This is a genomic window from Erwinia mallotivora (assembly GCF_000590885.1).
GTDB classification, from domain to species: Bacteria; Pseudomonadota; Gammaproteobacteria; order Enterobacterales; family Enterobacteriaceae; genus Erwinia; species Erwinia mallotivora.
On sequence record NZ_JFHN01000065.1, the window covers coordinates 57,926 to 77,831 of the forward strand.

At 50.0% G+C, this 19,906-nt stretch carries 15 protein-coding genes; 7 read left to right on the forward strand and 8 right to left on the reverse strand.

Translation table 11 applies throughout. The annotated features are described in order from the left end of the window. The first annotated feature begins 3 nt into the window (after positions 1-3). Genes BG55_RS17395 through BG55_RS23055 form a run of 4 tightly spaced genes read left to right on the forward strand, consistent with a single transcriptional unit; the run spans position 4 to position 10,469 of the window. Positions 4-1,320, forward strand: a complete 1,317-nt coding sequence (locus tag BG55_RS17395; protein WP_034940178.1) for an ATP-binding protein — start codon at positions 4-6, stop codon at positions 1,318-1,320. Continuing rightward, a complete protein-coding gene (locus tag BG55_RS17400) occupies positions 1,317-3,515 on the forward strand; it encodes a DEAD/DEAH box helicase (protein ID WP_034940182.1) in 2,199 nt (732 codons plus the stop codon). Before BG55_RS17395 ends, BG55_RS17400 begins: the two co-directional genes overlap by 4 nt. Positions 3,516-3,525: 10 nt before the next feature. Next, positions 3,526-8,241 carry a hypothetical protein gene (locus BG55_RS17405; RefSeq protein ID WP_034940186.1) on the forward strand — a complete coding sequence of 1,572 codons (4,716 nt, stop codon included), beginning with the start codon at positions 3,526-3,528 and terminating at the stop codon, positions 8,239-8,241. Further along, positions 8,238-10,469: a hypothetical protein gene (locus tag BG55_RS23055; RefSeq protein WP_034940188.1), complete on the forward strand. Its 2,232-nt coding sequence runs from the start codon at positions 8,238-8,240 to the stop codon at positions 10,467-10,469. Before BG55_RS17405 ends, BG55_RS23055 begins: the two co-directional genes overlap by 4 nt. A gap of 370 nt (positions 10,470-10,839) precedes the next feature. Here the strand turns inward: BG55_RS23055 and BG55_RS17415 are convergent, their stop codons facing one another. After that, positions 10,840-11,328 carry a GNAT family N-acetyltransferase gene (locus BG55_RS17415; RefSeq protein WP_034940191.1) on the reverse strand — a complete coding sequence of 163 codons (489 nt, stop codon included), beginning with the start codon at positions 11,326-11,328 and terminating at the stop codon, positions 10,840-10,842. Beyond that, a complete protein-coding gene (locus BG55_RS17420; protein WP_034940237.1) occupies positions 11,325-11,618 on the reverse strand; it encodes a type II toxin-antitoxin system TacA family antitoxin in 294 nt (97 codons plus the stop codon). Before BG55_RS17420 ends, BG55_RS17415 begins: the two co-directional genes overlap by 4 nt. 132 nt (positions 11,619-11,750) lie before the next feature. Between BG55_RS17420 and BG55_RS17425 the strand changes: the two genes are divergently transcribed. Beyond that, positions 11,751-12,194: a GNAT family N-acetyltransferase gene (locus BG55_RS17425; protein WP_034940194.1), complete on the forward strand. Its 444-nt coding sequence runs from the start codon at positions 11,751-11,753 to the stop codon at positions 12,192-12,194. Between the two features lie 145 nt (positions 12,195-12,339). Beyond that, positions 12,340-12,507, forward strand: a complete 168-nt coding sequence (locus tag BG55_RS22905; RefSeq protein WP_160170875.1) for a hypothetical protein — start codon at positions 12,340-12,342, stop codon at positions 12,505-12,507. Positions 12,508-12,738: 231 nt separating this feature from the next. Here BG55_RS22905 and BG55_RS17430 read toward each other — a convergent pair whose 3' ends face one another. Both BG55_RS17430 and BG55_RS17435 read right to left on the reverse strand, forming a co-directional pair. Next, the gene (locus tag BG55_RS17430; protein WP_235192785.1) at positions 12,739-13,761 is read right to left on the reverse strand and encodes a substrate-binding domain-containing protein; all 1,023 of its coding nucleotides are present in this window, start codon (positions 13,759-13,761) and stop codon (positions 12,739-12,741) included. Positions 13,762-13,771: 10 nt separating this feature from the next. Next, positions 13,772-15,379: a methyl-accepting chemotaxis protein gene (locus BG55_RS17435; protein ID WP_034940196.1), complete on the reverse strand. Its 1,608-nt coding sequence runs from the start codon at positions 15,377-15,379 to the stop codon at positions 13,772-13,774. A gap of 358 nt (positions 15,380-15,737) precedes the next feature. Here BG55_RS17435 and BG55_RS22910 point away from each other — a divergent pair, with 358 nt between their 5' ends. After that, a complete protein-coding gene (locus tag BG55_RS22910; RefSeq protein WP_160170876.1) occupies positions 15,738-16,166 on the forward strand; it encodes a hypothetical protein in 429 nt (142 codons plus the stop codon). A 79-nt stretch (positions 16,167-16,245) separates the two neighbouring features. Here the strand turns inward: BG55_RS22910 and BG55_RS17445 are convergent, their stop codons facing one another. The 4 genes from BG55_RS17445 to BG55_RS17460 all read right to left on the reverse strand — a co-directional run bounded on the left by BG55_RS17445 (position 16,246) and on the right by BG55_RS17460 (position 19,889). Further along, positions 16,246-17,643 carry a VasL domain-containing protein gene (locus tag BG55_RS17445; RefSeq protein ID WP_034940199.1) on the reverse strand — a complete coding sequence of 466 codons (1,398 nt, stop codon included), beginning with the start codon at positions 17,641-17,643 and terminating at the stop codon, positions 16,246-16,248. Between the two features lie 311 nt (positions 17,644-17,954). Continuing rightward, the gene (gene tssE / locus BG55_RS17450) at positions 17,955-18,449 is read right to left on the reverse strand and encodes a type VI secretion system baseplate subunit TssE (protein ID WP_052018927.1); all 495 of its coding nucleotides are present in this window, start codon (positions 18,447-18,449) and stop codon (positions 17,955-17,957) included. Then, on the reverse strand, positions 18,406-19,485 hold the full coding sequence (locus BG55_RS17455; protein WP_034940203.1) for a hypothetical protein: 1,080 nt from the start codon (positions 19,483-19,485) through the stop codon (positions 18,406-18,408). The genes tssE and BG55_RS17455 overlap by 44 nt, the downstream gene beginning before the upstream one ends. Beyond that, positions 19,485-19,889: a hypothetical protein gene (locus BG55_RS17460; RefSeq protein ID WP_034940205.1), complete on the reverse strand. Its 405-nt coding sequence runs from the start codon at positions 19,887-19,889 to the stop codon at positions 19,485-19,487. Before BG55_RS17460 ends, BG55_RS17455 begins: the two co-directional genes overlap by 1 nt. Positions 19,890-19,906: the final 17 nt, after the last annotated feature.

Consider the following 19,906-nt stretch of genomic DNA (forward strand, 5'->3'; position numbering starts at 1 on the left):
TTTATGTCTGGCATTCGTATTCGTCTCAAAGAAAGAGACGCTATTATTCAGTCACTGAAGTCAGGCGTTACGCCTAAAATTGGCATTCAGCATATTCAGGTTGGCCGGGTCAACGAAATAAAAGCGCTGTATCAGGATATTGAGCGTATCGCTGATGGCGGTGCAGGATTTCGGCTGATTATCGGGGAATACGGTTCAGGTAAAACATTCTTTTTAAGCGTTGTGCGCTCAATTGCACTAGAGAAAAAGCTGGTGACAATCAGTGCCGATTTATCCCCGGACAGGCGCATCCACGCGACAGGTGGACAGGCGCGTAACCTCTATTCCGAGCTAATGAAAAATCTGTCTACGCGAAATAAGCCGGATGGCAACGCATTGTTAAGCGTGGTTGAGCGCTTCATCACGGAAGCCAGAAAAGAAGCAGAAAGTACAAATGTGCCAGTTCCGACGATTATTCACCAAAAGCTCGCTGACCTGTCTGATATGGTTGGCGGTTACGATTTCGCCAAAGTCATTGAATGTTACTGGCAGGGTCACGAGCAGGATAATGAGACATTAAAATCGAATGCCATCCGCTGGCTGAGGGGTGAATACACCACGAAAACCGACACCCGTAACGATCTGGGTGTGCGTACGATTATCTCTGACGCCTCTTTCTACGACTCGTTAAAGCTGATGAGCCTGTTTGTCCGTCAGGCCGGTTACGCGGGTCTGTTGGTGAATCTGGATGAGATGGTTAATCTGTATAAGCTCAGTAATACGCAGGCCCGGGTCGCCAACTATGAACAGATACTGCGTATTCTGAATGACTGCCTGCAAGGGACGGCTGAATATATCGGCTTTTTACTTGGCGGTACGCCAGAATTCCTGTTCGATCCACGCAAGGGATTGTACAGCTACGAAGCGCTCCAGTCCCGGCTGGCGGAAAACAGCTTCGCCCAGCGTGCAGGGGTGATTGATTATTCGTCCCCTTCCCTGCATTTAGCCAGCCTGACGCCGGAAGAGCTCTATATTCTATTGAAAAACCTTCGTCATGTTTATTCAGGCGGCGATGCGGATAAGTATCTGGTTCCTGATGATGCGTTGACGGCATTTTTACGCCACTGTAGCAACACTATTGGCGATGCCTGGTTTCGTACGCCACGAAACACGATTAAAGCCTTCCTGGATATGCTGGCCGTGCTGGAACAAAACCCATCCATTCAGTGGTCCCAGTTAATTGCCGGTGTTGCGATCGCGGAAGAAAAACCCAGCGATATGGATGAAATAACGTCGGCAGAAGATGCCGATGAGGATGGTCTGGCCGACTTCAGATTATGATGAACGAATACCAGCGGCTGGATCCACGCATCCAGAAGTGGATATATCGGCAGGGATGGGCCGATCTCCGAGAACTGCAAAAAAAAGCCGTTCCACCGATATTAGCGGGCGATCGGGATGTCCTGATCAGCGCCGCGACTGCCGCGGGTAAAACGGAAGCTTTTTTCCTGCCCGCCTGTTCTGCCATTGCGGATATTCAGGGCGGTTTTGGCATTCTATACATTAGCCCACTTAAGGCCCTGATTAACGATCAGTATCGACGGCTGGAAAGCCTTGGCGATGCTCTGGATATGCCGGTCACGCCCTGGCATGGCGACGTTGCGCAGAGCAAGAAGCTGAAAGCGAAGAAAAACCCTGCCGGTATTTTGCTTATCACCCCGGAATCGCTGGAAGCGATGCTGATCCGCAATGCGGGATGGTTAAAGGAGGCTTTCGCTCCACTGGCATATATCGCCATTGATGAATTCCACGCCTTCATCGGTTCTGAGCGGGGTATGCAACTTCTCTCTCTGTTAAATCGAATCGATCACCTGCTCGGAAGAATCGACAATCCAGTCCCCCGGGTCGCACTCAGCGCAACGCTGGGGGAACTGGAACGGGTGCCATTATCTCTGCGACCAAATCAACGTCTGCCCTGCGACATTATTACCGACAGTCAGACTCACGCCACGCTAAAAGTGCAGGTGAAAGGTTATCTGGAACCGCTAACCACCACAGTCCAGCAGCCACCGCCGTCGGCAGAGACGCAAATCTGCCATGATATCTTTCGCCTCTGTCGTGGTGATTCCCATCTGGTGTTCGCTAACAGTCGCAAACGGACCGAAAGCATTGCCGCTACGCTTAGCGATCTCAGTGAAGCGAGCATCGTTCCCAATGAGTTCTTCCCCCATCATGGATCGCTGTCCAGAGATCTGCGTGAAACGCTGGAACAGAGGCTTCAACAAGGCACCTTACCCACCACCGCCATCTGTACGATGACGCTGGAGCTTGGCATCGACATCGGCAAAGTCAGCTCCGTCGTGCAGGTTACTGCTCCTCATTCTGTCGCCAGCTTGCGCCAGCGTATGGGGCGTTCCGGTCGGCGCGACTCGCCTGCCGTATTGAGAATGCTGATTGCCGAACATGAACTGACGCCAACATCAGGCATTGTCGACCAGCTCAGGCTTCAGCTTGTTCAGTCGATGGCCATGATCCGTTTACTTATCGGCAGTAAATGGTTTGAGCCCGCCGATACCCGGCAGATGCACTATTCCACCCTGTTCCATCAGATTCTGGCGATCGTGGCGCAGTGGGGAGGCGTACGTGCGGATCAGATTTGGTCACAGCTATGTCAACAAGGGCCATTTCAGAAAGTCCGAATCGATGACTTCAAAGCATTATTGAAACATATGGGGGAGCACCAGTTTCTGACCCAGCTATCAAGCGGCGAACTGGTTCTGGGCGTCGAGGGCGAACGTCAGGTAAATCAATACACCTTCTATGCCGTATTCAGCACGCCGGAAGAGTTTCGTATTGTTGCAGGGAGCAAAACACTGGGCTCTATCCCCGTCGATTGCCCCCTGATGCCTGACCAACACATTATTTTCGGCGGTCGACGCTGGAAGGTCACCGATATCGATAGTGATAAAAAAGTCATTTACGTCGAGGCGACAAAGGGTGGGCAGCCGCCGTTATTTGGCGGACAAGGGATGTCCATTCATGATGTCGTCCGCCAGGAAATGCTCACCATTTATCGGGAGGGCGACTACCGCATCACCATTGGCGATCGCAAGGCTGATTTTGCCGATACCTCGGCCAGAAACTTGTTCGATGAAGGGCTACGCTGCTTCCGCAACAATAATCTGACTTCGGAATGTTTTATTCAGCAGGGGCAGCATGTCTACATTCTTCCCTGGCTGGGCGATCAAACCGTAAACACGTTGTCGGCATTGCTTATCCAGCGCGGTTTCAAAGCAGGCTCATTTGCTGGTGTGGTTGAAATTGAAAAAACCACGGTAGCGGAAGTTAAACAGACGTTAGCCAACGCACTTCGGGAAGGTTTGCCCTCCGAATCCCGTCTTGCCGAAGGCATCGCTGAAAAGTGCCTCGAAAAATATGATGAGTATTTACCGGAGACGTTGCTGACGCAGGAGTATGGGTTACGCGCTTTTGATGTTGAGCGCGTGACGGAGTGGTTGCGGGAGCATTTACATTAAGGGGAAGACAATGAGAAAAAATTGGACTATTGAGGAAGATTGTAAGCTGCTAACCCTTGTGCGTCAGCACTTTTCCGCGCTGGTCAGCCATAATCGGCTGAATGCCACAATGCCATTTAGCCAGCAGCTCCACGCTACATTTGACTCACCTGACCGCGATGCCGCAGCATTGCTGTATCGCCTCGAACAGGCAAAAATCCTGGGATTTGCCAGCCGTCCTGGAAGTGATCCCACTAAACAGCCGTTCCGCTGCCTGATAAACAATGAGTTGGCGCTATACGATTACAGCCTCACCTTTCCCACTCTCAGAAAAGCATTGCATCCAGATATCGTCGCGGCAGCACTAAACCACTTTACGATTAGCAACCCTCACGAGCCGCTATCCAATACTATCAATGAAATCGCGACAGCCTTGCATATTGCCCCCATGCAGGTGGAAAAGATTCTGCTCGAAAGCGACCAAATAATCATCAATAGTTACCGTAAGTGTGAGCGTGTTGGAGAGAAAACTATCAATAATAATCTGCAAGATCTCATCTCCAGGCAAATTCCTGACACAACGCTGGTCGAAGATATTAACGCTTGCCGCGCCCAAGTCTCTCAACTTTACCACGTGCATGAACGTGATGGCGCTGAGGTTATTTTCAGTTCCGACGGCACGGGGTTCGGCAAAAGCTATGGCGTGATTCAAGGGTATGTTGAATATCTGGAACGTTTCGCCAAAACCCAGCAGCCAAATTACCTGTTTCCCGAAGGCGGCTTTACCAACCTGTTATTCATGTCGCCGCAAAAATCACAAATCGACCTGGACAGCAGCCAGAAAGAGAAAATTCTGGCCGCTGGTGGCGAGTTCATTTGCGTTCTCTCCCGTAATGATATTGCCGACCTTGATTTTATGGACTGGGCCTCTGGCCTGAAAAACCGCGAGCGCTATATTCAATGGTACGAAGGGGCGAAAGGTAGCAAATATATCGGCGGCGCTATGCGTTCGCTCAATTATCATGTTTCACAAATTGATCGCTGTGAAGAGCAGTTAAAAAAGCTGACAACATATGGTTCTCAGGATACCAACTACGAAAGAGAAATTCTCGAAGAGCAGCTAAAAAACTGTCGTCACAGTATCCGCAATACGATTGAGTCAGCCTGTAAATTACTATTTGGACCAGATAGTGAAAAAGCTTCCATTAAAGAATACATTCGTCGCGGACTCCAGGCGCGCCAGGAGCGAATGCAAAATGCGGAGACAGCGCGAAAGCCAGGAAAGCTTGAACCTAAGATAAGCGTACATGAAGTCTATTTCGAGCTTATCAAACAGGTATTGCCTTTCGAAGTTTGCCAGTACCGCCCGTCAGTGCTATTAATGACCACGAATAAGTTCGACACATCAACTTACCGACTGGCGCCTCGTCAGCGAGGCGAAGGCGTACGTTTTGAGTCCGTAGGTTTCGACTTGCTGATTGGCGGTAAGCTGATTCCCAAAGATCCACAGATCAGCACCGTTGCGGCAGCCGGTCATACCGGGCAGGTTGCCTATCTTCGCGATGAACACCTCAGACGCAATCCAGACTGTCCTTTTCGCCAGAAAAATATTCGCTTTACGGTGATAATCGATGAACTTCATGAAGCCTACACCCGCCTTGAAGAAACATGTCATGTAAAGCTAATCACACAGGAAAATAACCTGGCGCACGTTATTTCCGTCGCAGGACGTATTCACAACGCGGTACTCAGCCTGGAGCGCCGAAACAAGCCCAAAGAAGCACAAACGACCTTTGAGCAAGAGATGGTCAAATTCATCACTGCTCTGCGTAATTTACTGGCAGAAAAGTGCGAACTATCCCCCGGTACAACGCTGGGATCGATCCTGGAGATGTTTCGCGACCAGTTAGGGGCATTTGAAGTCAACGGCGACGCCGCCGAACGTATCATTTCCATCACCAGGAATGTGTTCAGCTTTAACCCCAAAATGTACGTTAATGAAGAAGGGCTGAAACGCATTCGTATGCGTAACAGCGAAGGTGACATAACGCGCGCCGAGCTGTATTACGAAGTCGAAAATGATGCCAGCGACACCAATCCCACCCTGCACGATCTGTTCCAGTTGGTCTCCGTCATCCTCTCCGCCTGTTCTGATATCACCAACCGACACTTTAAGCGCTGGGTAAAGAATGGCGGCCAGGATAACTCCAGCAGCCAGAATACACCTTTGGGCCAGTTTGTTGACGCAGCCAATAACGTAGCTGGCGTGGTGCGCCATATCTTCGATCGCACCACCGATGAAAACTTGTTGATTGATCATTTCTACACTTATCTGCAACCCAAAACCGTATTCACGATGACGCCGATAGCTGAACTCAATTATGTGAACAAGGGAGCCGAGCGCACAATTATTCTGGCGTTCGAGATGGATCTGGTACAAGAGTTGCCTGAAGCCATGCTACTACGTTTATTAACCGGCACGCACAATAAAGTGATTGGACTTAGCGCCACCAGTGGTTTTAGCCACACCAAAAACGGTAACTTCAATCGTCGCTTCCTGGCGCGCTATAGCCGCGACCTTGGCTACCGGATCGTTGAACGCGAAAAGGCAGATATCGATACGCTTAAGGCATTACGCGGTTTGAGGGCCAGTATCCGCAATGTCGACTTCAGGGTGTTCGATGATAAGCAGTTAAAATTGACCGATATCTACCAAAATTGTGAAATCTATCGCAGGACGTATGACAACTTTTTCGACGCGCTGAAGAAACCTCTGGAATACGACCTGAAAAATACCTATAAACGGCGTCAGTGCCAGCGGGAACTGGAAGCGTTACTGCTTGCCGCCTACGAGGGTAAAAACAGCCTGATTTTGTCACTTTCCGGGACGTTTAAGCGGGCCTTTATCAGCGCCTGGCGCACGCATCAGACAGCCTGGCGTCAGCAGTACGGTATGCACTCCCGGTGCGATGAAAAAACGGATAACGATAAGAAACACGACCAGATCCTGACCTTTACCCCATTCAAAGGGCGTCACACCGTCCATTTGGTCTTTTTCGATTCACCACTGGCTAATGTCGAAGATATCAGGCAAGAAACCTATCTCCAGAACAGCAATACCATACTGGTATTTATGAGCAGCTACAAAAGTGCGGGCACTGGCCTCAACTACTTTGTTAAATACCATGACGGCGATATTAATGATATCAATGCATCACGTCTGGATGTCGATTTTGAGCGCTTAGTGCTCATCAACTCCTCGTTTTACAGCGAAGTAAAGGACAACAGCAGCAACCTCAATACATTACCTAACTACGTTACCGTGCTTAAACACTACGCCGATGACGATATTACCGTCCACAAGCTGGCCGATTTCAACGTTAATTTCGCCCATGGCGAAAACTATCGCCTGTTAATGGCCGAACATGATATGAGCTTATTCAAAGTCGTCGTGCAGGCCGTAGGCCGAGTCGAGCGTCGCGACACTCTATTGAAAACAGAAATCTTTTTACCCCGCGATGTATTCCGTAATGTTGCATTCCAGTTCGCCGCTCTCAGTGAAGATAGCGGTAACGAGGTAGTATCAGAAAGCATGTCCTTGCTTAACCACCGCCTCATGGAGGAGTGCGAAAAGCTGAGTCAGAGCCAGTCATTTAGTGATGCAGAACAGCGGCATACGTTTGAACAGGCTATCGTAGAAAATGGTCTCCGCATCGATGCTGTTCATAAGCGAGTTCTGAAAACCGACTGGATAAATCGGGTACGCGCCGGTAACCTTGAATATCTCGAATTGTGTAATTTATTCCGCGATTCTGACTCCTTTACCGATCCCCTGCGTTGGCTGGAAAAACTTCAGGCTAATTCCTTGTATGCCGCCAATCGGCAAATGCAATCTATCCACCACGCCCTGTTTATCGACCGCCATCAGGGCAACCAAACTATTTTACTTTGCCACAAACGCGGCCCGGATGGACTTGTCCACAGAGATTATTCCGCCCTGTCGGATTTCGCTGGCGGCGCAAGAGAGTACCGGCCAGAACTCACGCTCTTTCCGCAGTATAGAAACGATATCGATTTTACTCCCGGCAACCTGGTCGGCGAGTTGATTCGTGAATGTGACAACATCCAGGAAACGGCATTCAAAAAATGGGCACCCAACCCCAGGCTAGTTCCGTTGCTCAAAGGCAATGTCGGTGAATATCTCTTCGATAAAGTGCTAAAAAGTTATGGTGTTACCCCACTCTCCGACCAACAGGTGTTTGAGCGCCTTGAACCGCTGGTATATGAGTTTTTTGACCGCTTTATTGAAGTAGGTGACGACCTGCTCTGCATCGACGTTAAACGCTGGGCGACGCAGTTGGACGATTTAACGTGGGCAGAAGAAACGCTTGAGAAAAGCGACAACAAGATTCGCCAGATCCGCAATATCGCCAGCCAAAAGGCAGATACAAAGGGGCAGAAACAGCTTCAGGCGGTGCTGGGAGGCCGTTACGAACGCATTCGATTTGTCTATCTGAACATCGCCTACAGCCAGAATCCCAATAATCTGATGTGGCAAGATAACGTGGATCACACGATCCACTACCTTAACCTGTTGCAAACCGACTACCAGTATTATCAGCCCAAAAATCGAGAGAGCGGACGCTCTCAGGAAAACTCAAAACTGCGCACGACGTTGGACATTAACCCAATGTTACTAACCCTGCTGGGTGTAGAAAAGTTGCCGACTAAAGGAAAAGTCTCATGATCCCTAATCTGAATGAACTGTCAGACGCCCCAATTGCCCGCACTAATTTGATCAAGCTTAAAGAAGATCAGCTGACGACCATCCAACGTCTATTGGTTCCGGTATCTAATATCTATACGATAGATTTTATGGTTCAGCGCTTTACTAAAGGGCGAAAAGAAAAATCCGCTGATTACTCTGCGCGTATTCATCTGGAGGTAAAATCTTGCGTGCGGCAGAAACTTGGACTGGATGCCAGGCAGGACGTAAACTATGAGCTACATCTTTTACCGACTTACGAGCACGTATTTTTCTTCCTGGCGCCTGCTGCTGCACCGAACAACCTAGCGCATCGGACTTTGGCAGAACGCATTGAAACGCTTTGCCAGCGACTCACAGCTGAAAATTATGATTTATCTCGCCTGGTTCAGGGATTGTTCAGTCTGCATTTGAAAATGGTAATGCTGGAACAAGCCAGCGAGCGCTTTTCGGTACCGCCAACCTACTTCAACTCTACGTTCTATCTCAACGCTCGCCTGAGTCAGCCCGTCACGCAGAAAAGCGGCACTGGAGTGATGGAGGCATTCGAACTCGACATTTATGCATCAGAATATAACGAACTCGCCTTTACCCTGCACAAACGAAAATTTCTGGTCGAACCGGAGGATGAATTGCACCTCTCTCTGGACGATACCAACGTGTGGTTTAACATCGATAATCGTCGGCTCAAAGCCCGGCGCAAACTCGATGCCCGGGATAGCAAACTGAACTTTTTTCGTGAGCGCAGCGGCTATGGTGAATGCCAGGCCTATACCTATAACGTGGTCATGAATGCCGCCTGCGAACGGCTCAGTGAACTAGAGATCCCGCATCAGCCTATCCCATTTCAGGCCACCCACGAGGTCAATCAGTTCGCTACCGACCTCGATCAACAGCTGACTAATACGCTGTTGGTGGTTAATAACGGCGTCGAATTTAGCGCCACGCAAGAAGCTTATTTCTTTGACACATTAGCCATCCAGTTCCCCGGGTATCAACTCTGGCCTCTGGCGTCGCTTAAACATTCTCAGCAAACCGGCTTTTCTGAGCTGCCTGCCAGTACATCTATTCTGGTACTCAATGCGGTAGATGAAGAGCGGAGCAACAGCATCCGCCAGCAAGATAATGAATCTGTTGAGTACAATGATTTCTATGCGGCCTTTGCCGACGCCCGAAAACAACCCGAACTCAATTGGGATACTTATACCCAGCTTAAACTAGATCGTTTGCAAGGGTGGCTAAATCAGCAACCTCTGCCCGTAGTCTTACAGGGTATGAATATTGATCACAAGTTGCTGGATGCGATTGATTTTATTAATGAACAATTGACAAGCAACCCTACTCAATACGAAATCGATCTTACGAAGCCTCACAGTCGTCTCAAGTCAGCAGTTACCTTACTTAACAGTAAGGTTCGCCGAATAAAAACCGAGCTATGGTTCAAAGAGAGCTTACTCAATCAGCATCACATCCCACTACCAGATTTGGCGGATGGGCACTATACCGCCTATGCAGTACGCAAAACGAAAAGCTATCTCCCCCTGCTTGGATATGTTGAACTAAAAATAGAACACGGCCAACTTAGGGTGGTTGATACCGGGATCGCTGAAGGTAAATTAGACTATCTATCTGTTGAACACCCCTCTCTGGGACGATTAAAGAAATTATTCGACAAAAGCTTCTATCTCTACGACCACACAGCAGATGTCCTGCTTACCACCTACAACAGCTCCCGCGTACCGCGCCTGATTGGCCCGGCGCAATTTAATATCGTCGATTCATACGCTTATCAGGAACAAGAAAAAGCTCTGGCAGTGCGTAAAGGGGATAAATTTAACGGGTACGCCATCACCCGCTCTGCAAAACCGGATCAAAACGTACTGCCCTATCTGATTTCACCTGGCCGCTCGAAATACGACTCGCTGACCAAAGCGCAAAAGATGAAGCATCACCATATTTATCTGCAACCGCATGAGAATGGTGTGTTTGTTCTGGTAAGCGATGCCCAGCCTACAAATCCTACTATTGCACGGCCTAACCTGGTGGAAAATCAGCTGATATGGGATGCCCAGGGCAAAGCCGTAGATGTATTTAGCCACCCGTTAACTGGCGTTCACCTCAATAGCTTTACCCTGGATATGCTCAGGAGCGGCGAAAGCAGCAAGAGTTCGATTTTTGCCAAGCTTGCCCGGTTGATGGTGGAGAATTAAGGAAAGTGGGGCTGTGTTTAACACGTTATGTGTGGACCTGACTCCACACATAACGAAGCTCCATTCGCTAAATAACGATTTTTCGTGATAACCATCACAAAACCAAAGCGATTTTTTTGGGGGCCTTCATGAGGGCGCTGTTTACGATAAATACCAACAAAACCAATAACAAACAGCATGTTAATCGTGGATATGATTCCGAGTCCGCCACCTTTCTTTTTTATGCCTCCCTGTCAGTCCCTGTAATGTATCCTTTTGATAACCTGGCGTAACAACTATTCCCGATACGTTTCTGTTTATCCCCTGGTATCAGGAAACTGGCCTTTAGCCCCAGATTACGCTGGCAGAAGCGCATAGTAACACCCTGAAATTAAATGCTGCTGACCAAATCTCCTAACGTAACCATTAACAGCATCGGATCTATGGGAGATGGCTCAAATCCCACCCGCAGATAAAATTCCCGAGCTTCTTCAGACAGCGCATGAACCAACATTCCGCGAATGCCGATCGTTTCTGCCACCTGAATCACCCGCAATCCTGCATCACGCACCAGCGCACGGCCAACACCCTGACCATGTGATGATTTATCCACCGCCAGACGGCCCAGCACCACGACCGGAATCGGATCAGGCATATTGCGGCGAAAGTGTCCGGGAGCGGCATTCGCGACTACAGCACTGGAGGCTAATGAGTAATACGCCAGCACTTTTAAGCCATCGCAGCTGACGAAAGTTCTTGACGCACCAGTTACCTGATTTTTCATCGCCCGCTGTTTAAGCCAGTTGTCCATAGACTCCACGCCGCAACAGAATGAGGAAAGTATATGTTGGGCGTGGAGTGGCTCAGGGGCAGAGATCATTTTTTCTGCTCCCAGGGAGCAGGTGTTTGCATGGTTTTGCGCAGGGCGGCATTCGGCGAAGGAGCCTGATCCAGGCGGACGATGAATTCCTGATAAGCATCGGGGTCCGCCATGATGATGCGCAGATCGATCAATGCTTCTTCTGCGGCAACGCGGGCAGCCTCAAGCACAAAATCAGTGCGATTTTTTCCTCTGGCCTTCGCTGCGCGATCGATAAGGTCGCGTTCGGCGGGCTTAATGCGCAAATTCAATGTTTCGCGTTTAACAGAAATACGGTTCGTCACTGGCATGATGTCATCCTCCGTCATACTCTCCGGATATAAATCATACAGCAATCGTAACGCTAATGTCATTACGCTTCATCGATATTACAAATATCATGTAGTAAGCTGTCTTTATGAATGAGATGGAAAATGGATAGAATGAATATAACTTATGAAAAGCTCATGTCAGAACATTTGCCTTACATGTATGACATTCGGTTCTCGGTTAAAGAGAACCTTCCACATGCTCACCAGATTCAGTATCTTCAGAAGGAACAGGCAGAACAGGATATCAGCCAGGGTGGCGGCTGGATGTGTAAAATTGACAACCAGTATGCCGGTTATGCGTTTGGTATATGGGTTCCGGAACCACTTTTAGGTGGTCTGTTTGTCAGGCCGGAATTTACTCGTCATGGCGTTGGCTCGCATCTGCTGGATCTGGTCACCGGCTGGTTTTTTTCGGAAGGCGCGCAAGAAGTCACGCTAACCACTGACCCTGACTCTCTCGCTGAAAAATTTTATAAAAAGAGAGGATGGTCTGCGACAGAACTCGATGAGTTTGGTCAGCTTATTTTTGTTAAGAAAAAAGTATCTTATGATTGAATTGATTTTGATTTTGCTAATTACCCTGCCCTCCTGGATTCTCGCCAGTAATTACTCTTTCACATTAATTAACGATAACAAAAATGTTGACCTGCAATCAGGGTAAGCCTTTTTATATTCTGACCTCTTTCCCAATGGTTCAGATATGTTCTCCAGAGACAACAATGAACTGAATACGCTGATCACTGCTTACTTCGGACAGGATTACGACCTGATTGATGACGGTGAAGATACAGAGAAGAAGATGTCAGGCAGAAAGTCAGCCAGTCCCTGCAACCAGATTAAGGAAACTGACGCGCAGAAGACGTCATAACGTGGCTTATCTGCTGACGGCAGGCGCACAAAACGTGCTTTGTGCGCCTCCGTCCAGCCCCGGCCTGAAGGTCTTTTTCAGGTTATGACGCTAAGTAATTCATCAGCCATTTTATAAGTTTTGCTATTGGTGAGTGAGCACATCCTTCAGTCCCCCCCCCCTTATTTAAATGACATGCCCTGCCAGGAAAACGTTTGCCGGACGGATAACGGGTAATGAGATTTTGCAGGTTTATTTAGCCCCGAAGCACGCATTCATGCCATCTGCCACTGTCCGACCGGGTACACCTTCAGCAGGCACGCCAGCGATCAGCACGCTACCGGTATTGACAAAACCACTCACTTTTTTTCCATGTCGGGCATAGGCAACGGCAGCATCCACGCCCATTGCAGCCATTGTCAGTGGATATTGCTGAGCAGTCGCGGCCATTTCTCCTCTGGCTATACTTTTGATGGCATCGCACCCGCCGTCAATCGACACTAAAAGCACCGACTTCTCTTTCCCCGCTTCCTTCAAAGCCTGAAAAGCACCGGCCGCCGCCGGTTCGTTGATGGTATAAACAAGGTTGATGTCAGGATGATCTTTCAGGCATCCCGCCATAACATCATGCCCCTGCTGTTTTGCACCCTGGGTACTGCCGGAGCACAAAATTTCTGAGCTTTGTGAAAGCTGATAAGATTCACTCCCTTCCGCCTTCAGCCCAAGACCGTTCATAAAGCCATTATGACGTCTGGCTCCCACCAGATTTCCCTCGGACAAATCCAGCGTGGCAATTTTTAATGGTTGTCCGGGAAATTTATGCGGCATAACGGCCCTGGCATACTGTCCGATAGCTTCTCCTGCCTGGTAGTTATCCGTACCGAACAGCGCGTCAACGGCACTGGCCGGATCGGTTGGCGAGTCGAGAGCAATCACCTGAACGCCTTTTGCCCTCGCCTGCTCAATTGCCGGCACGACGGCTTTTGCGTCACTGGGGGTGATCAACAACGTAGTGGCACCTGCTGCGACCATTGACTCAATTGCAGCCGTTTGCGAGGCGACATCACCGTCTACCTTGCCTGCGGCCGTAAGAAGTTTAATGTTATGAACGGTTGCACCGAGTTGTGCTCCGGCCTTCATTTTTGCAAAGAAGGGGTTAGCATCGGTTTTAGTAATAAGTCCTACGATAACAGGCGTGTCAGCAGAGGCGAAAGCCGCCAGCCCCATCTGTAAGGCCATCGCGGTGATAACCCAAATGATACGGTAACGTTTCACGGGAGGCTCCTTAGCTCACAGCTGAAAGAGAGAGAGGTCTGGCACCCGCACGCGATATATCAAAAGCGGCAATTTCCTGAAGCAGAAGTCTGGCCTGCCCTTCAAGGTTTGCGGTGGCCGCACTGCTTTCTTCGACCAGCGCCGCATTCTGCTGAGTGGCTTCATCCATTTGTATAACGGCTTTATTGACCTGCTCAATCCCGGTATGTTGCTCCCTGGAGGCTACGGTAATTTCCGCCATCAGCGTGGTCACACTGTTCACGGCATTGACGATTTCAGACATAGTGCTACCCGCGTTGCTCACCAGTCCGGAACCTGTACTCACCCGAAGCACAGAATCATCTATCAGGGATTTTATCTCTTTCGCTGCGAGGGCACTGCGTTGTGCCAGATTCCGAACCTCACCGGCAACCACCGCAAATCCCCTGCCCTGTTCACCAGCACGGGCCGCCTCAACCGCCGCATTGAGTGCCAGAATATTGGTCTGAAATGCGATGCCTTCAATAACGTTGATAATCTGTGTTATTTGCCCGGAACTACTGGCTATGTCCTGCATGGTAGTCACCACCCGCGCCACCACCTCACCACCGCGCTGTGCGGTCTGAGATGCCCCGGTGGCCCTGTCATTGCCTTCCTGCGCACTCGCAGCGTTATTTTTAACCGTAGCCGTCAGTTGCTCCATACTGGCCGAGGTCTGCTCTAACGCCGATGCCTGAGCTTCAGTCCGACGACTGAGATCTTCATTCCCCTGATTAATTTCTTCCGCTGCTTTTAGAATATTCTCAGCTGAGTTCGCGACCTGGCTAATCAGTTGAGCCAGATTGTTTTGCATCATTCCTAATGCAGCAAGAACGCTTCCCTCAGGTGCCCGAGTCGCATTGGGGACAGGATTCAGATCGCCATCAGCAATACGTTGAACAACCTGTTTAAGCGTTGCGGGTTCTTCACCCAGCGCACGAAGTAGCGTTCGTATAATTATCCATCCGAGTAGTACTGAGGTGATTAGCGCGGCCAGGCTGACAAAAATAAACACCAGCCGCGTAGCCAGGTAGGTTTTCTGCGCGCTCTCCAGTCTTTTAACTGACTGCTGTTTGCTGTAATCCAGATAACCGTCAGCAGCCTTGATAAGCATCTGTAGCCCAGGCCGCAGCTCACGGTTTAGCCTGTCGATCGCCTCAGCCTTTTTCTCTTCCAGAGCCAGAGAAATGATATGCCCTGCGACAGGACGGTATACCTTTTCAGCTTCAACGATAGAATTAACAAAGTTTCTGTCATTTTCTGTGGTATCCGCCTGAGAATTGACAGCCTGTTCCAACTGTTGAGTGGCTGCCACCATTCGTGCTTCTGCACCTGCAACCAGCTCCTTACCGGCCACAATATCGGCAGGCTCACTGACCAGAACCAGTCCGTATATTTCGAGCGAGTTAGTTTTTACATCGCCCAGAATGGCATTCACCAGACTTTCTCTGGCCGAAACCTGTTCAACATGGTTTCTGAATGTATCGTTTGCACCGACAAGCGCCCTGACCGCCAGACATGCTATCAGAAGAACCATAACGACAAGGGATGCAAATCCCACTGTAAGCTGTGTACGTACAGATGCCCGGCTGAATTTCATGATTATCTTTCCCGTGCTGCAACGTGGATTTTTCGCAAAAAAAAAGCAATGCCCTTCAGGCTACAGGTTAATATCGGCGGTTTATGGCGGGAACTTTATAACGCAGCAGGTTAAAAAATGATCGGCGTGATACAGATGGCAAATTAAAGATCCGTTCTTGTTGCAGCTCAGTGTTTATTAAGCAAAACCCTGGGAATCTTCCATTTAATCTAATAATTTCCCCTCCGGGGTAAGTTGTGCGAGGGGGGAAGTAAACAGCCTCTGTCTGGAGCATTTATGAAACTGCACAAAATAGATTCTGTGTTAATCGCATTGATTTTCACTGTGATATCCCCCTTTTATTTGACAGCTCAGGCTGATGACACTGCTAACAGCACTTCCACGGGTCAACCTGTATTGCCACATGCCGGCAAAGATGGGGCAAACGGCAATGGTAATCATGCAGGGAACGGTGGAAAAGGCGGAGCTCCAGGCGCAGGCACAAAGGGTGGCAACGGCGGAAATGGCGGTAAAGGAGGAGACGCCGCCGCTGATGGTTCAGGAGGAAATGGCGGCGCAGGAGGAGCTGGCGGCAATGGTGGCGACTAAGTTAAGGCTATTTTTTCAATCCCTCTGGTGCTCAGGGTATCCGGCTGTTTGCAGCCGGATGGCAGCTATTGCCGCGTTGACCTTTTCCTGTAATGCCCGTGGCTGTCAGGCCGGGCCCCGTTTTATCAGCTGGCTCAGACCTTTTTACAACCCGTTTACTCGGGCAACGCTCTTCAGCCTGCCCCCATCAACGGTCTGAGCATCACGGCAGCCCTGTTGCAAACACTGTTGACAGACAGAGGCAAAGCATCGGATCAGGATACTTTCACTGTGGCGTTTTAACACGATGAGGAATGAGGGTAACAGGCCTGCTGACCTGAAGTCACCGCCAGATAGCTGGTGATAAGCTGCTTCAAATGCTGCTCTGTCAGCGTTTTTTGCGCAGAGGGGATCATCTCGGGATTTTCCTGCATGTTCATCTGCCGCAACTGTTCTTCAACCGGCACAGTTTTGCTGAATGATCGGGTTGCAGCAAACACCTGTGTTTTCAGCTCGCTGACGGTTATGTACCTTCCTTTCTGCCCATCCAGTGCATTCAGCTGGTTCGTCAGCTCCTGTAGTCTGAGCATCCCTTCGTGCCAACCGTTCATTGCATCCGCAGACAGTGCTGATGCATTTATCTGTTGCTGCCACTGTTGTATCAGAGGCTTAGCCTGATCCGGCCACAGTGCCTGTGCCTGTTCCGCGAGCTTTCTGGCGTATATGATATTCCAGCCAGCAGGTAATTTTTCCAGCCGGATAAGCTGCTGCTGTGTCCGGGCGATAAAGTCCTTTGGCAAGCGTGTCCGCTGACGTAACGCATCTGACTCTTCTGCTGTGAGAGGTGCAGGTAATGGGGCCAGTGAAGCTGCAAGCTGAGTCTGTAGCGGATCAGGCCGGTTGAGGAGATGCCAGCCCGATACTGCAACGGCGCTGATCATCAGCATGGTACAGATCCCGGCTGCGAAGGATTTCCACTTTTTTACCGGAGCAGGCAATGCCACCAGTACTTCTGCATGTGCCTGACGCGGTGGCTGCGCAACATACACCCGCTTCACTGCGCTGTCAGGCGGACTATCAGCACGGTCCCCCGTGGGTGCTGCCGCATCATTTATCACGCTGGCAGGCAACGCAACACCAGACTGAATGTCCGGCCCGGTGCTGGTTGTGTCATCGCTGTTTTTCAGCCGAACGGCATTGTTGTGCACCAGGGTACGCAATGTATCAAGCTGGCTGAGATGTTTAAGCTCCAGACGCTGTAATACCGCTGCCAGGCTGGTAAGCAGTTGCTCCGCCCGATACAACTGATTGAGGTCGTTGTCATTGAGCGGGAGCGAGCGCATCCGTTGCTGCAAACGCTGGCTCAGACTGCTGAGGATTGCCATGCGGGCATGTACCGACTGCGGCCAGAGTGCGCTCCGCTGATGGTTTATCAGGGCCTCCAGTATCGCCAGACCTTCATTAAGCCCGAACAATCCGGCCAGTTGCGAACGTGCCAGGGTATACCAGGCTGCTGTCTGTAGCTCCACGCCATTTTGTTCGAAGAGAGAAAGGCAGAGTTTTTCAGCATGATGCCAGTTCACATCCGGACGCGCCGGATGTTTAAGCTTACTCAGTTCTTCACGCAGGGCAGCATAATCAGCCAGCGTGCGCGGGTCGCCGCCGGTTTTCAGTTGTCGGGAAGGGGTGTCATTCATGACAGGGTATCCATTTAATAAACCTGGAGAGTGGGAAGCAGATAATTTTTGCAGCATCACTCTGCTGTTTCAGGCGTTCAATCGAGCCACCTGGGTCTTCTGCCCTCTGCTGTAGAAAGTTGGCTCAAAGCCTGGCCCACCAGACGTTATTGTCGCAGCCAGTCCGGACACGGACAGCAAGCAAAAACCGGAGCTGCATGTTTCACAGGCGAAACTCAGCCTGATTCTTACTGACTATGAGAACGGGGGCTGACTGTCTGGCCTGTCGTTTTGGAGAAAATGCAATTTATCTGACATGGTGTTATCTGGCTTTACATGCGAGTTGTCGTGTCGAGATACTGCTGTTGCTTCAGGTGCCTCAACAGGACCCGCCCTTCGGGCATAAACTCGGTTCCGTAACGCACCAGACCAACACCATTTAGCTCGGCATCAATGGCATAGCGCAGCTCACCAGGAATTTCCTGATCAAGTAGCACCACCTCAACAGAGCTCAGGCGCGGCTCATATTTCAATAAAACGGCTGACAGTGTCGACATCAGTTTATGCGCGGTGCCGGGAAGCCCTTGCAGAATGGTGGTCATGTCCGGCAGACCGTAGTCTGGTAAATGCGCCAGACTCCCAGCGCGGCTGTTCAGAATGCGTTGCATATTATCCAGCACCGACAGGATGACCTGATTTTCTTCACTGATATGCTGAAGGTCGGGATCCCCGACAAAGTTGCCGTAAAGCATCTCGTAAAGGGAGGGGGATTGCGCGACATGATTAATTCCTCTTATCCGGAGTGATGACAAAAACGCTGCCGCCATTATCCCTCTCCAGCAGTGACCAGCTGGCACGGTGCTTCTGACCATGCTTGTCTTCAAACTCCGGCATAATCTGCCCGGCGCGGGTGTGGGTGTACTGCGTCGTTCCGTTAATGATGGTGGCCCATTGACCGTCGAACAGGGATTTTTCACCGCTCCAGCAGGTAATACGTTCCCTTTCTTTCTGCAACAGTTTCTTTTCAAGCTGAGGCCAGTTATGAAGCTCATCCGGTTTACCTTCAGGGAAAAAACCTTCTGGCGGAACGTCAATAAACTCACCTTCGATACGGCGAATAAGCGTCCAGCCTGTTTTGGCCCACTCAGAATCATCCCAGCTATAACTTTGCTTCCCACTTTTATCCACATAACCGCTACGGGTTATTCCCTGGATTGCAGACGCGGGCTGACCATAATCAGCAGGAATAAAACGAGCTGGAGCAAAATCGATATCAGGTAGATAAATTCCCGTCTGGACAGGGTTTTCATCCAACTCTATTCGAACGGATGTATCAAGTTCGTATCGTGGTATCTGCAATGGAATATCATTGCGACTATAAACACCGTAGCCATCATTCCCACAACCATCATATGTTAAATCGCCTTCATCCCAAGTCCCCCTAATTGTGGCTGAGAGCTGTCGATCCAATTCTGCCGCAATGCTTCCGAGCTCAGATATGTTTCCAATCTCCTCTTTAGTCATCCAGCCATCCCAAAACTCGGTAATGCCTTTACGGATATTACTCATGGCATGGCCGATATTAAATGCCTGAATATCATTATGAGTACGCAGGATACAGGCTTTTATATAGCGCTCTCTCATTGGGCGAATATTGGGCATCACCCGGTTCCCCCACACCATATCAGCCTGCTGCCAGAGCGGGAGCCTGCGGTTGTTGCGCGGCATCTCCCGCAAATAGCGGCCAAAAGCGGCTTCATGCGCGTCAATATAAGCAATAATCGCATCACGCGTGGCGGCGTAATGTTCCAGTGAAATAAACTTCTCCAGCAGATAACATTCCTGAGGATGTAATACGGCCATTAGTTTTTATCCTTTGATTCGTACCAGTTATGGGTATTTTCCAGTTCTGGTAATCCCTGATACGGATAAACCGGGTCGTTAGCCGCATCACCATAGCCCCAGCCTGTATTCTGACGCGGGCCGGTAAACTCTTTTTTCAGTTGTGACGGATCAAGCACTATTTGCACGGCTCCGCCTTCCAGTGAATATTCAGGGGCTCCACTATTAATCTGCGTAGCTGCGCGCCCCTCCCAGACCTTCAGCGGCTGCCCGGGCGGAACGGTATAGGTCACATATTCACCGTTTTCATTCCAGCTTTTCCAGACTGCAAAACGCCGCCGCCAGTCACCTTTACTGGTTAATTTGTCGAACTCAGCTTTGCGCATCCAGCAAATGTTGTTATCTCCTGATGAGGGGTCAACCATCAGTTCGCGTACCGGTT